Genomic DNA, 13,077 nt, shown 5'->3' with positions numbered 1-13,077 from the left:
GCCGTATTTTGATGTTGCCGCCACCTCTTTGTTAATTATATTCAAATGTAACAAATTTGTTACGTACAAACCAAATATAAAAACAATTATTTTTAAAATATTTTTATAAAAAACAAAAAACCCGCTGATATAGCGGGTTTAAAATCTATTCAAAATAAATATCAACTTCCTTTTTATCCAGGACAACACCATTTTTCAATAATTCAAACTCCAAATGATTCTCGCGCATGTACTTTACCCATCGGCGAACATCTACATCAACGTATCTTGGATCAAGTTCAATGCCTCGACATTGCCTCCAGTTCATTTCGCAAGAAATCAAAGTGGTACCGGAACCAAGGAACGAATCGCCAATAATATCACCTTGCTTTGAACTGTTTTTCATTAGATACGTAAACAAATCAACGGGTTTCATCGTGGGATGATCCTCGCTTCGCAGTGGCTTATTGAATTCTATAATTGTAGTTTGCTTTCGGTCAGAATACCAATTGTGTGCCGCACCTTCTTTCCATCCATAAAGCACCGGTTCATGTTTCCATTGGTAATCCTGTCTTCCCATAACAATGGAGTTTTTCAACCAAATAAGACATTGAGCCAATTTAAAACCGGCATTCTTCAGCGCATTTCTAAAGTTGGCACCTTCGCTATCCGCATGGAAAACATAAATACCACCACCTGCATGAGTATGATCGCAAGCCGTTTTATAAAATTCAAAAAGAAAAGTATAAAAGTCGGCACTGGTCATGTTGTCATTTTCAATCTGTAATTTGTCTTTTGTGCCACCGGTATAATTAACATTATAAGGTGGATCTGTCAAAACCAAATTGAATAACTTTCCTTGAAGAAGCTCACTATATACTTCTGGCAATCGGCTGTCACCACAAATCACCCGATGCACGAGTTTCTTTTGCAAAGAGCGCATTTCGTAAACATCACCCAAAATACTGATCGGGACTTTTGGTGGTTCTGGATCAAACTCGGACTCTTCCTCGTTTTGAAGTTCCATTGGCAAATCAAAATCAGGGATAGGAATATCCTCTACATTCAAACCAAATGACAACAGATCAATATCGCCAAAAACATCATTCAAAATATCAATATCCCAGTCTCCAATGGAAACATTCGAACGGATATTGTATTCTTTGAATTCTAATTCTGTCAGCTCGCGATTAGGAACACGCACATCAATGTATTCATGTCCGCGTCCTATTTCCATCAAAACCACCACACGCTGATGTCCTGCAATAATTACATCATTCGTGTTTATGGCGGGAATTTCGGCAAGATTGTATTTTTCCAAACTCTCACGGAGTTTCTGCTTTTTGTCTTCAGACAGTTTTCGGGGATTGTACTCGTAAGGAATTAAATCGCTTACTCTTCTTTTTTCGGTTGACCACTCCAATGGAGCTAATAATAATTCACTCATCTTTCAGTTTTTTTCTAATGGTTTCTAAATCAATTTTCTTTTGCTCGAGCTGCTCCAGTTTTCGATTATACAAGTTGAGAAGCATACGATCTTCTGGAGACGCTTTCACGCGCTCCAGCATAGATCCAATAGTTTTCTCCCGCTTGCTAATACTCGACTGGAGGTTGTCTCGCAGCATTACTAATTTATTGCCAGAAACCTGAGAGAAATCTTCGTGACTTTCAGTAGGCATTATCCGGTTGTGGTCTTTCCAGTGACCTAGAATCATCCACGCACGATCAATCCTGGTCCACAGATCATCGAGTTGAATGATAATTTTAAGCGCATCGTTTTCGTCATCATCAGCAGTGGAGTTCAATTGGAATTTCAACTCACAAGCCAAATAAAAATCACTCACCCTCTGACGGTAGGTAGAGTGCAATTCCATGGGATACATCGCCATCGTTTCTTTTTCAAAAGAAGCTTTGGCAGATTGTTTTATAATTTCCTGCAGTAGCGGCTCAGCTTTGACTGTTTTTTTTGGCTCAGCGACAATTTTTTCCGTTTTTGGTATAATCGTGCTGTTGCCAGACAAAGAAGCCTTCTTGAGCTCGTATTTCAGTTTCAAGAAATTGGCAGTGTTTTCCCTGGCAAAGCTTCTCAATACATTAGCATTGCAAGTAGGCAATTTGCTGTAAAGCATTACTCCATCCGCATAAGAACCTTGAGAACTAAACCAACTTTTAATATCCATAAATACCGCTTTTAAAAAAAGCTCCGAACATCATATTCGGAGCTTTTCACTACTAACTAAAACAAAAAAATATAAAACTAAAACACCTCCTTTCTAGGTATATTTTCAACACTAAATTCATTCTTAAATAATTCCCTGCCATTATAAATATCGTAATGAGACAAAGGATTCATTTTATGTAATGATTCGTAATCGATGGGTTTATAAAAACCTTTCGACTCCCTGACATTAGGTACCGCCACATCTTTAAATGTTTGCAGTTGCACGGGGTTTTTTGGTTCTACAATAAAATTCGAAACAACATCATTGTCGACTAACAAAACCACATCACTAAAAAGCGACAAAGGTTCTTGAATAGTCATTTTTTCATAAGAGACAACCGGAACGTTGTCTGGCAAGGTCATTGCCGAAAGGCAGGAGAACATGAGTCCACAGCCGATAATTAAAAACTTTTTCATAAATATGAAGGTTAATTGGTTACTTAAATTCTTCTAATTTCTTTTTGGCCGCTTCCTGAACTTTCTCATTCTCAGGTTTAGCCAAAGCCAAAATTTCAACATCTTCGATGCGTTTGGCGCTTTGAATCAATAAGATTAAATCACTTATTTTTTCCTTTTTAAAAAGCTCCTCCGCACCAGGCTTTAATCCCAAATAAGCAAAACCAGTCTTGAATACTTCAAGAGAGTTGTTTGGGATTCCAGTGCGTAAATCAAACCTCGTTCTATCGTTTAACACAAAAGAACAAGGAATTGGTAGATTTACTATGATGAAGTATTTCTTCATATTACGGGATCACAACTGGTTCCTGGATTAATCCAGAATAAACAATTGGCACACAATAGGCCTCAAATGTGAAGTTGATCACTTTGTCATCTTCACCACCTTTACCTGTAGTGGCTTTTCCCTCTACAACATAGGCTGGGTTAAAAGCATCACCCACTAAACGTTTTTGACCATCGCGCTCTGTAACGCAAAAAATCATTGGTGTGTTTTTGTGTGTTCTCAAGAAACCAAGTGTTTTGGCATTGTTTCCAGCAACTGCAAAAGGGAAAGAACTCTTCGTTTTTTTATTTCCTTTATTACCTACTAAATCCACCATCACCTCTCCTGAGTCTGGCATAATACTTATTTTTCCAAAGCCTTTTCCTGCTGTAAAAACAATATCAGCTGTCACTGCAACAGCAGTTTCATAAGAATAGCCTAAATCACCATAATTCAATGGCATTGGGAAAGTGGTTATTTGTGGATGTATCGCATAGCGAACATCTACTTCTGAGATTCCTGCTTGTACTTCGCTGTTGATACAAGCCGTTAAATCTTCAACTGGTAAGTCATCAAAACATCCTGCCATGATATTATTTTTTTAAGGTTAAAAATGATAAATTCCCCGCAACTAGTAACTCCATAGAGTCAGTGTCTTCTAACCACTCTTTTTGAGTTTTAGCAACACCTAAACATCTAAACGCTGCGGGAGCATCTGGAGTAAACACGTATTCTTTTCCGTTTTCGGCCGTAAAGCTTTCATCCGTTTTACCTTCTTCTTCAATAACTGTTTCTATTTCTGATGCACTATCAGTTGATTTCTGATCTAATAATGCTTTTACTTCCTCTACAGATAAATCAGAAATATTGTCAACACCTAAATATTCAGATAAAATCGCCAACACTTCTTCTGAAGCTGCAGCCGATTGTTCCGCTAAATCCTTTGCCAGTTTTTCATCCAAAGCAATGCCTACAGCTGCAGTCAATTCTTCTTCTGTCAAACCTTCTGTTTCAACACCTAATTCAACTGCTGCGGCTTTAATCGCATTAGAAGCATTAAGTTTAAATTGTGCTGCCGCAACTGCTTTTTTCAGTTGTGCAGCAGTAAGAGACTCGGCATTCTCAATGCCGAGTTCTTGTGCTATTTTTTTTAAGTCTTCACTCATAGTTTCCTATTGGGATTAAAGCGTTTCTTCTGGGTAGTACAATGCATTCAAGGCAGCGTTTCCTAAACCTTTTATTGCTAATACTGCAGAAGTATTCATTAATACTAATTCATTCACTGCATAGTCGTAACCCAGTGTGAATTCTCCAAAAACTTTGATTTTGTAATCTAATTTTTGAACATCAGTGATCGTTGCAGGATTCTCTACCACATCAATCATTCTCACGAAGTTACCGTCAATGGTAGCCACAATCTTGTCGTTTGACATGTTAGGAACTGCTACAATTGTACGCTCTCCTAAACGAGTGCGGTTTCCTTTGTCGCCTTTGTAATCCGTGTTTTTTCCAAAAGTATCTTCATACAACAACTTGTGATTTTGAGCATTTGTAGTACTCATTTTAATCTCTTTGATAGCATCCCTGTATTGCTCAGGAATTCCTTTTTCAAAGTCAAGTACTACATCAAGGATATTCAAATCCGTGATTGCATCCGTTTCAATTTTGAAACATGGATTTACCGTGTTTGCTAGCAAATCAGTATGAATCTTATTCAAACCATCCATTGAAGCCAACCAAGCTGTTGGAGTAGCCACATTGTAAACTCCTTTAACCGAAAGGATATTTACATCACTAATGATTTTTGCGGTAAGCATTGTCATTACGTGCTTAGAGATAGTCTTGTCTTTCAACTCAACACCTTCATCGTATTTTTGCTGAATCCAAGAACCAAGAATCTCGGCTGGAGTAAAAGCAAAATTTACTTTTTGGTGGTAGTTTTTCAACTGCTTACCTCTGAACTGTACATCAGCAGTTTCAGCCCATGTTGTGCTGAATGCTTGTACCACATGTCCCATAACTGAATTGACAGAAGCAAACTCACCACGAATTTTCGGGATCAATTTTGCCATTCTGTTCAAAACAATTTCGTTTGACATTACCGCTGCATTCAAAATCGTAGGATTTTGTGCGGCGAACTTTTTGGTTTCTTCTAAAACCTGATCAATGTTTACTGACATATCTTAATAATTAAGCCTTGTTATAAAATTCATTATGAGCATCCGCAGCGTTCACAATGTTGTCTTCTTCTTCAAAAGAATCACCCTCAGCCTTTGCCTTAGTTGCTTTTGCACCAGGGATCGCTCCCAGTCTTGCAATTTCAGCTCCAAGTGAAGTGATTTTCGTTTCAATTGTTGCTTCAGCTGCTACAGCTACTTTCGCAGTTGTAAGAACGGCATCAATAGAAGTTCCTAATGCAGTCACAACACCTTCGGCTGTAGCTACTTTACCATTTGCAGCAGTAACAGCCGCTTCATTTGCAACCAGAGCGTTTTCTAACACTTCCAGTTGCGCTTCCGTAAGCTGCACTCCTTTATTTCCTAGAACTGTCGAGATGGTAGCGATACCTTCTCCTTCAATTCCAATCAATGTTTGGATAGCAGGAAAGCTTTTAGTCGTTTTTGACATATTTCCCTTTTTTAAATTTGAATTATTATTTGAATTTGTATTATCAGATTTTGAACGGGACCAAACTTCAGCAACGGCATCCTGCAAGGATCCATTAGAGTCAACTAATCCCAGTGCAACAGCTTCCTCACCGCTCCAAGTACCACCTAAGAAAACTTTTGGATCTAATTGAGGCCTTCCAACTTTCATATCAACATGAAAAGTTGTAACCATTGGATTAAGTTCTGTTTTTATGTATTCTTTGCCACCTTCATCAGTTCCATCCATAACACCACGATGCCCTTTGTTTTTCTCTGGAGATAAATCGGAATAAAGGGTGTGAACTTTCGCACCGTATTTCTCCATCATTCCGTCATAATTCACCATAACCGTATAACCGCCGATAGATCCTATCGCATCGGCTCTTTTGTTGGCCATGATAAATGTTGCTGCTGCAGCAAAGTAGTAAGCTCCTGAACAGAGATATCCATTGGTATAAATTCCGATTGTTTTTACTCTGGAAAAAGACTGAACAGCATCATAGAATTCTGGAGTCCCATATACTTGACCACCGCCTGAATCAGTATCAACAACAACACCTACAACTGCAGGATCATTTTTTAAGGTTTCAAGCATGGCGATATAGGATTGAGTTCCTAACCAATTGTAGGTACTGAATTTCACTACCGGCTGTTTAAAGTCAAGAACAACTACTTTTTTAGTAGTATCACTCAAAGTAGAATTTACCTCCATTGCAGAAGCGTTTGCATTCAAACTAATTTTAGTAATGTTTTTGATTTTGTCAGCCTCCGTTTTTTCAACAGATGTTTTTCCCGTAAAAATGGAAATCAACGAAGGAACCAGACCCAACCCATAAGATTGATCTATGTAGAATTTTCCCGAAAAAAGTGTATCTAAGTTTTGGCTCAAAATATAAAATTGTATCGTTACTATTATTAACGATACAATTTTACTACGAAAACGAGCCTGTAAAAAGGACAGTGATTTATATAGAAACCTTTAAGAAGTAAGCGTTTCCACGGCAAGTAACAGTAAAACCGTTATCGCCTTGCGGGTTAGTGGTGTTGTCATCATTGAACAAATATTCCAATGGCATTTCGTTACAGCCCAATATTATTTTGCCATAATTATGATGCAGGACCACAATCACTTTTCGATTCACCAGGCGTTCCAGCTGTTCAATTGTTTCTGGCAATTGGTTATTTATCGAAATCTCTATTTTATAATCCCGCAAAACGCCCGCATCAGTTGCCTTGCTGGATGCTGGATACTTAATGTCTTCGAGCATGGGCTTGATGACAACTGCCAAATCCTCATCAAAAACAATATCTCGTTTTTGCAAAACGTATTTTAAAGGATAAAAAACATCCTTTGCATCCAAAATGGAAACCTTAGTAATGTTTTTATAATTCTCAGATGTAAGTGCGTGGATCATAATTATAAAATATCAATTAATTAATGTATAAATGTACGAAAAAACGGGGGACAAAATCGGAAAAACTTTTATTGTACCCCTGATTTACTTGACGTTACGTCTTAAATCCTTCAATAAAGTTTCAAATTTAATATCATCCTCATTCAGGTTATAATTGAAACAAAATTGCTTCAAACTGGTTTCTTTTGGGATTTTGTTTGCCGTGTAATTCAGCCCTACATAAGTGCGCATTTCTTCCCGGAATACATCATCAACCCGCGTGTTGAATTTACGGATGATCTTGCTATCAATGTAAACTCCCATTTTTTCCATGTAGCGCAGCGATATCTCCACTGGAAAAGTGATATCATCCTTGACCGCCTGCAGATCACTATAATTCTTTGAAAGTATGTCCAGAACCATGCTACCAAAGAAGTCACTCTTTGTAACTACTAGTTTTTCTCCTACTTTATTTTGTAAATACTTGTAAACGTGGGGCTTCACAGGAAAATTGATTGTTACAGCGGTTCTTTCACTCATAAAAAAAAATTTAAGTTATATTCTTAAAAACAAATATACATAGATTAATAGAACTTTTTTTGTTTTTTTTGTTCCACAGTTCCACACATTGAAAATCAAGCAGTTAAGTAAAAAAACCCTGTGAAACTATATTGATTTTGTAGGAACACTAAAAAACTGTTCCACAAGTTCCACAAATAAATACAATAGAAATTTTAATGTAAGTATTTGATAATTATATAGTTATATGTTATTAAAAAAAATTTGTGGAACAGTGGAACAGTGGAACGGTTTATATTTGAATTTCGCAATCTCTATTCTTGAATGACTTTTTAAATTTAGGGGGAGCGGGGGAAAAGGCAAAAAAAAATTTTTGAGAATTATTTTTTTGAACTTTTATAGTATCTGGCCATTTCATGGCCAGTGTACAGATCCACGACTCCACTACTCCACATTTTGACACACTTTGACTATTGGGGGAGCGGGGGAGCGACAGGGAACGCCGCTGTGCGAGTATCTTTTGTTTTAGGCACTGTTTGTGGGTAGGTTTAATTACCGTCCCATGCCGCAATAGAAACGGAAGTGGCTTATACATAAAAAACCGCTCGAAAAGAGCGGTTATAATTACAGGTCCGGAACGGAATAGTGTTGTGGGTATTATTATTATTATTTACGGGCTTCTAATATTGGCAGCCCAGCTTCTGTTGGAATATAAACCTTACTCCCTTTGCTGTTTTTAATCGCTTCAATTTGCAAGTATTTCAAATACTCACTATTTCCTTTTAATGAGTTTCCAATAATCTCATTTGCCTTAGCAACCCCATAAGCGCGCTCAATTTCTGCCTGAGCCTCGGCTTTTGCAATTTTTATTTTAGCTTCTGCCTGCAAAGTAGCACTTTCATTTTCTGCTTTGGCGGTTTCAATTAACGCCCTTCTTGATCCTTCGGCTTCTATTAAGACAGATTTACCGTTGTTCTCTGCATCTTTAAATTTTTGTTCCCTGTTAAAATCCCAACAAGATGTAAGGCTAAGAGAAATCGCGGCCAATAAAATCAAACTTACTTTTTTCATAATAAAATGTATTTAAAAATTTGCCTACTCTATTCAGTTTTCGGCTACCCTGTTTTTTTTAATATTTATGAATGTTGAACACCGGTTAATTGATTTGGCCAGCAATAGCCAATCTTTGATTTGCTTTTCTGATATCTCCGAAGGCCGTTCTGCGTTAATGGCAACTGCTTAATATATAGGCAATTCAGTTGTTGTGATGATTTTATAATGAGTTGCGTTTTTCATTATAAAATCATTACTACCTTCTAAAATAAACCTTCCTAATACTAAACCGGCTTGTTTATCCATCCACCAACAGTTACACTCAAATTGAGGTAAATCATTTTCACGATAAATTTTCACCCAACCATTATTATTTTCAATTCCTTTCAATGATTTTGGTCTAGATAAGTGTCCTTTAAATTCAATGTCTGAAACATCAAAATAAGGAATAAGACTAATTTTTCTATTTTTAACACAATCAACAAATCCATTTTCATTGATGTAATCTTTTACGATATAGTAACTTTTACCGTATGCTTTTCTAATAACTTCTTCTTTTGTCATAATTTTTTCGTTTTGCGATTATTCTTTTTATCTATCAATGCAAAAGCTTCTTTCCAGAACTTTGATTCCGGTTGCTTCTTAAGCGCGGATTCTGTTAGCTGATGCAGCAATTCAATATTATTAGTATTGTTGATGGTTGCCTCTAAGTTTGATCCTTTAAACGGACTCTCGATCATACTATAAAATCTAAAGGTTTCTCAATTTTTTCAAACTCATACACCCAAACAAATGGGTTTTCTAACCAATTCTCGCAGCCATTTATGGTGCACCAGATAGACAAAAACCCGAACTGATGACTCTGAAAAGGGCGGGGAATTGGCCAATCACCTAAACCTTCTAATATTTTCAATTCACTGTGTTTTAAACTGTCTTTTGCTCCTTCCGCTTGAGCATCCTCTTCGCTGATATCCTGCAGCCTTTCGATACGAATTGATTTTACTTTTAGGAAAATTCTGCAGGCTTCTTTTGGCATAAAAATAGAAGGCTTCCAATTGGCCCATTTTTGTCCTTGTTTTAAATAATCCTGTCTGATATCTTCTGAATTTTCACAAATTGAAGCTTTGTATGAAAAACTTAAATCAGGTATTTTACAAAACGTTTCCCTAACCCAAAGCACATCGCCCACTTCGTAAAGACAGGGCACGGTAAACCATGTGTCAATAAAACATCTAAAAATCGCATGTTTTCTGTTGTCATTTTCACTCTCTGGATTAGAACAGAAATCGACGAATTTCCATGGTCTCCAGTCTGTATTTACTTTTTCCAATCCTTTGGTTCTCCTGGTCTGGGTTTTTCTTCCTTCGATTATCGCCTGAACCATTGGCGTAGAAAATAATATGGGGTGATATTTAGTTTTGCTCATTACCATCTGTGATTTTTAATTGGTCGGTTAATATATTTTGACTTTGGCTCCTCAAATGTCTTCCGTGCCTTTATTTCATTGGGTTCAATCATTGGAGGCAAATCGATACAAGGAAAATTCATTGATTCATTTGCAAAAACAGTATTTGACTGTTTATTCATAATTTCCTGAAAATTTGCCCCTATTACCACATTTTGCATTTTAGACATTACGTGCGAGATTGCAGCCGCTCTTCCAATGGCTCTGCCTCCTTCACAAACAATTACGACTATAGCTTCTCCTAATTCAATTTTGTTCATGATTCTTAAATTTTATGGTTTCTGGTTTGTTTTTTTGGGCTGCCTTATAGCATTCGTCCCAAAAGTTCATAATCTCGACTTCATCCATGCCTATGGAGATCAGTTCCATTTGGATCTCGACTCCAAGAGCCAGCAGTTCCGGTTTGATTGGTTCGTCTTCCATCGTGATTACCACTTTGTGTCTCTTGGGCAGTTTCTAGATTGTTCTTGCAGTCCCTTGTATATTGTGGTGAAGAATTTTTTAATCATTTTCATCATCTTAATTTATTTGAGGGTTGATAATTGTTTGAAATAAAAGGAGCCCCATTGCTAGGATAAAACCTATCGAGAACCACAACATGCGGGTGACTCTTAAATCTGTGATTTCTTCTCGAAGTTGTTGACTGTGTAAGCAGGCTTTTTTATGAAGACCGCATACTGGACATTGTTTTTTACTCATGATTTACGGGATTGATTCGGTTTGTTTTCGAGCTCCATCTGGCGAAGCCTTGATTTTTTTCTGATATAAAATATTTTCATATTTGAAAGTTCGCGGTCTTCAATAACCGGTGTAAAAGCTGCCCTTACTCGGCGTACTTCTTCGCAGCAAAGGCAGTTTTTAAACATCAAGTCAATTTCGTTGAAGGAATACATCTTACTTTACTTCTTCTATTTTCCATCCTTGAATGGTGTTGAATACTACAAGTTCTCCTTGAGCATTCGTCCACTCACGACCTTTGAGGTTGATGTCAATTTTCACCTTTTGTCCTGGTGCAAACTTGTCTAGGTCGACAACCTTTCCCTGTGTAAATTGAATATCTAAAACTTGGGGATATTGTTCCTCGGTTTTTATATGAACTGACCTAGTTTCAAATCCTGACGCAGTTGCTTTTGTCTCTAGTATTCTTTGTATAATTCCTGATGCTTGCATAAATTCTATTTTTTTGATTGTTGTTTTTATATTAAATACCCTAATTTCAAAGCTGCTATTTCTCCGATATCTGTCAAATCCCCTTGAAAATTTTCATCGTAATAAATCTTCCCAATTTTCTCATGAAGTTCATCCCATTTATTGGCTTTGGAAATAATCTCTTGTTTGAGTTCAAGGTTTGGTTTTTCAGTTTGCTGAGTTTTCAAAGCCGTTATAAAATGAACAAATAAAAGTCTCAGAATTTCTTTTTGCTTCTCGTGCGTTCTAGTTTGGTTTACGTCTTGTCTTGAAAGTTTCCCGACGAAATACTCCACGTCCAATCCTTTTAAGAACTTCTCGAAATCATCACCAAAACCCCTCCAACGATGCGTGTAAGTTCCCCAGTCAGATTGTAATAATAAATCGCCATCTAGACTAAACCAGAATAGTGCCCAGCTGGTTTCTGGTGTATTGATATAAATAGAGGATGCTATATTTTTTTTAATTTCTATTGTCATGTGATTTTGTTTTCTAAAATTTAACTTCTAAACTATTGGTGTAAATCTCTCGGATGATCTCTGAGTTGTTCCGGCTGTTCTGAGAGAAGGTTTCCCAGTGCACTATTCCGTTGACTTTTACCGAAGCGACTCCATTGCTAATAGCGGTGAGGTTTTGCCTCGTACTCACAATTCCCTGCTGGACTTTATTCAAGGCAAGGAAAACCTGTGTTTCCTTTACTTTTGCCCGAATTCTTCTGTTGCTGATAATCTCTTTTTTTGTTTCCATCGCTAAATGTTTGTTTAATTAATAATTGGTTGTAAATAAATCTTCAGTTTGTTTATCGTAATTCATCCAAATAACTTCTTGAACTTCTCCAGATCTAATATTATTTTTCTTTATAGGAAACTTAACTTTTCGCCAGTCTTTATATAAATCGTTCATTAAGGAACAATCATATCCTGATATCATAGCCTTTCCTTTTATTTCAGCAAGTTTACTGGCTAGTTCAAAATGATCTTCATCAGAGAATTCAAAGGCGTAATCATTATATGATTTTCTGCTTCTTTTGGAATATGGAGGGTCTAAATAGAAGAATGCTTTCGGGAAATCTGCCTTGTCTAAAATATCCTTATAGTCGCAGTTCGTTATTTGAAAATTATTTCTTAATACTTCAGCAACCTCATGAAGTTTTTCAAGCGCATTAAACCATTTACTTACCGTTTCTCCCCCTCTAGTATCTCCGTTTTGTTTTGCAAAATGCCACCCTTTATTTTTTCTAGAGCATCCAAGCCCAAAAAAAGATTGGCGAACTCTTACATAAAATCTTCTAGCATTTTCGATATGATCATCCGTTTTAAGCCAACAGTTGTCATATTCTAGATTTGAACAAGGTGTTAGAAGTAGTAGGCGTATTAGTTCCGGCTCATGGTCTCTTAAAACTTGAAAAAAATTTGTAACCTCAGAATTAATTTCATTAGCTGTTTTTATGCATTCTTTTCGATAATTAAGTGACACTGCCAATGAGCCTCCAAATACTTCAATCAAATGAGTAAAGTCTTCCGGAAAGTTTTTGTAAATATTATCAAGCCAAGAAAACTTACCCCCGAAATAATTGAATGCTATTATTTTATTAGTATTTCCGCTCATAATTGTGCAAATTTATTTTTAAGGCAAATCGCCTTGTATAATTCTAATATTTTGTCATAAACACCCGGAACTTCTATTCTTACTACTTTCATTCCTGCGGGTGTGCGGATGGTTTCAGATTTTATATAGGACTCGTTTTGATAAATCTCTTCACCTATCTTTTCATGACCTCGAGTGTTGATCACTATTTTGTATTTGCCCGTGTTAGAGGGCTTTGGATAAATAGTAATTTGCGCCTCGATACATGGTTTTGCGTACTTATAAAATTCTTTACCGTCCAT

General features: G+C 36.7%; 20 protein-coding genes. All 20 read right to left on the bottom strand.

Features of this window, described 5'->3' with window-relative positions; all coding sequences use genetic code 11:
- Positions 1-145: 145 nt before the first annotated feature.
- Positions 146-1,426: a DNA modification methylase gene (locus tag H8R22_RS01340; RefSeq protein WP_187009314.1), complete on the bottom strand. Its 1,281-nt coding sequence runs from the start codon at positions 1,424-1,426 to the stop codon at positions 146-148.
- Positions 1,419-2,000, bottom strand: a complete 582-nt coding sequence (locus H8R22_RS01335) for a hypothetical protein (RefSeq protein WP_187016525.1) — start codon at positions 1,998-2,000, stop codon at positions 1,419-1,421. Before H8R22_RS01335 ends, H8R22_RS01340 begins: the two co-directional genes overlap by 8 nt.
- Before the next feature lie 236 nt (positions 2,001-2,236).
- The gene (locus H8R22_RS01330; protein WP_187009316.1) at positions 2,237-2,617 is read right to left on the bottom strand and encodes a hypothetical protein; all 381 of its coding nucleotides are present in this window, start codon (positions 2,615-2,617) and stop codon (positions 2,237-2,239) included.
- 19 nt (positions 2,618-2,636) lie between these two features.
- A complete protein-coding gene (locus tag H8R22_RS01325; protein WP_187009317.1) occupies positions 2,637-2,942 on the bottom strand; it encodes a hypothetical protein in 306 nt (101 codons plus the stop codon).
- Between the two features lies 1 nt (position 2,943).
- Positions 2,944-3,510 carry a hypothetical protein gene (locus tag H8R22_RS01320; protein ID WP_187009318.1) on the bottom strand — a complete coding sequence of 189 codons (567 nt, stop codon included), beginning with the start codon at positions 3,508-3,510 and terminating at the stop codon, positions 2,944-2,946.
- Between the two features lie 4 nt (positions 3,511-3,514).
- Positions 3,515-4,087: a hypothetical protein gene (locus tag H8R22_RS01315; RefSeq protein WP_187009319.1), complete on the bottom strand. Its 573-nt coding sequence runs from the start codon at positions 4,085-4,087 to the stop codon at positions 3,515-3,517.
- 15 nt (positions 4,088-4,102) lie between these two features.
- The gene (locus tag H8R22_RS01310) at positions 4,103-5,101 is read right to left on the bottom strand and encodes a hypothetical protein (RefSeq protein ID WP_187009320.1); all 999 of its coding nucleotides are present in this window, start codon (positions 5,099-5,101) and stop codon (positions 4,103-4,105) included.
- A gap of 10 nt (positions 5,102-5,111) precedes the next feature.
- Positions 5,112-6,458 carry a S49 family peptidase gene (locus H8R22_RS01305; protein ID WP_187009321.1) on the bottom strand — a complete coding sequence of 449 codons (1,347 nt, stop codon included), beginning with the start codon at positions 6,456-6,458 and terminating at the stop codon, positions 5,112-5,114.
- A 76-nt stretch (positions 6,459-6,534) separates the two neighbouring features.
- Entirely contained in the window at positions 6,535-6,984 is a 450-nt protein-coding gene (locus tag H8R22_RS01300; RefSeq protein ID WP_187009322.1) for a hypothetical protein, read from the bottom strand.
- An 84-nt stretch (positions 6,985-7,068) separates the two neighbouring features.
- Positions 7,069-7,503 carry a hypothetical protein gene (locus H8R22_RS01295; RefSeq protein WP_187009323.1) on the bottom strand — a complete coding sequence of 145 codons (435 nt, stop codon included), beginning with the start codon at positions 7,501-7,503 and terminating at the stop codon, positions 7,069-7,071.
- A 645-nt stretch (positions 7,504-8,148) separates the two neighbouring features.
- Complete coding sequence (locus H8R22_RS01290) at positions 8,149-8,553, bottom strand: SPFH domain-containing protein (RefSeq protein ID WP_187009324.1); 405 nt, start codon at positions 8,551-8,553, stop codon at positions 8,149-8,151.
- 168 nt (positions 8,554-8,721) lie between these two features.
- Complete coding sequence (locus H8R22_RS01285; protein ID WP_187009325.1) at positions 8,722-9,099, bottom strand: hypothetical protein; 378 nt, start codon at positions 9,097-9,099, stop codon at positions 8,722-8,724.
- Between the two features lie 172 nt (positions 9,100-9,271).
- Positions 9,272-9,961 carry a hypothetical protein gene (locus tag H8R22_RS01280; RefSeq protein ID WP_187009326.1) on the bottom strand — a complete coding sequence of 230 codons (690 nt, stop codon included), beginning with the start codon at positions 9,959-9,961 and terminating at the stop codon, positions 9,272-9,274.
- Positions 9,961-10,260, bottom strand: a complete 300-nt coding sequence (locus H8R22_RS01275) for a hypothetical protein (RefSeq protein ID WP_187009327.1) — start codon at positions 10,258-10,260, stop codon at positions 9,961-9,963. The genes H8R22_RS01280 and H8R22_RS01275 overlap by 1 nt, the downstream gene beginning before the upstream one ends.
- The gene (locus tag H8R22_RS01270; protein ID WP_187009328.1) at positions 10,247-10,435 is read right to left on the bottom strand and encodes a hypothetical protein; all 189 of its coding nucleotides are present in this window, start codon (positions 10,433-10,435) and stop codon (positions 10,247-10,249) included. Before H8R22_RS01270 ends, H8R22_RS01275 begins: the two co-directional genes overlap by 14 nt.
- A 459-nt stretch (positions 10,436-10,894) precedes the next feature.
- Entirely contained in the window at positions 10,895-11,170 is a 276-nt protein-coding gene (locus H8R22_RS01265; RefSeq protein ID WP_187009329.1) for a DUF3127 domain-containing protein, read from the bottom strand.
- Positions 11,171-11,196: 26 nt separating this feature from the next.
- Positions 11,197-11,667, bottom strand: a complete 471-nt coding sequence (locus H8R22_RS01260) for a hypothetical protein (RefSeq protein WP_187009330.1) — start codon at positions 11,665-11,667, stop codon at positions 11,197-11,199.
- A gap of 13 nt (positions 11,668-11,680) precedes the next feature.
- The gene (locus H8R22_RS01255) at positions 11,681-11,935 is read right to left on the bottom strand and encodes a hypothetical protein (protein WP_187009331.1); all 255 of its coding nucleotides are present in this window, start codon (positions 11,933-11,935) and stop codon (positions 11,681-11,683) included.
- A gap of 18 nt (positions 11,936-11,953) precedes the next feature.
- Positions 11,954-12,796: a DNA adenine methylase gene (locus H8R22_RS01250; protein WP_187009332.1), complete on the bottom strand. Its 843-nt coding sequence runs from the start codon at positions 12,794-12,796 to the stop codon at positions 11,954-11,956.
- Positions 12,793-13,077, bottom strand: coding sequence for a hypothetical protein (locus H8R22_RS01245; RefSeq protein WP_187009333.1), 285 nt, complete (start codon positions 13,075-13,077; stop codon positions 12,793-12,795). Before H8R22_RS01245 ends, H8R22_RS01250 begins: the two co-directional genes overlap by 4 nt.

The organism is Flavobacterium kayseriense, assembly GCF_014305095.1.
In the GTDB taxonomy this organism is placed as follows: Bacteria; Bacteroidota; Bacteroidia; order Flavobacteriales; family Flavobacteriaceae; genus Flavobacterium; species Flavobacterium kayseriense.
This window is presented reverse-complemented; position numbering and strand designations above follow the sequence as displayed.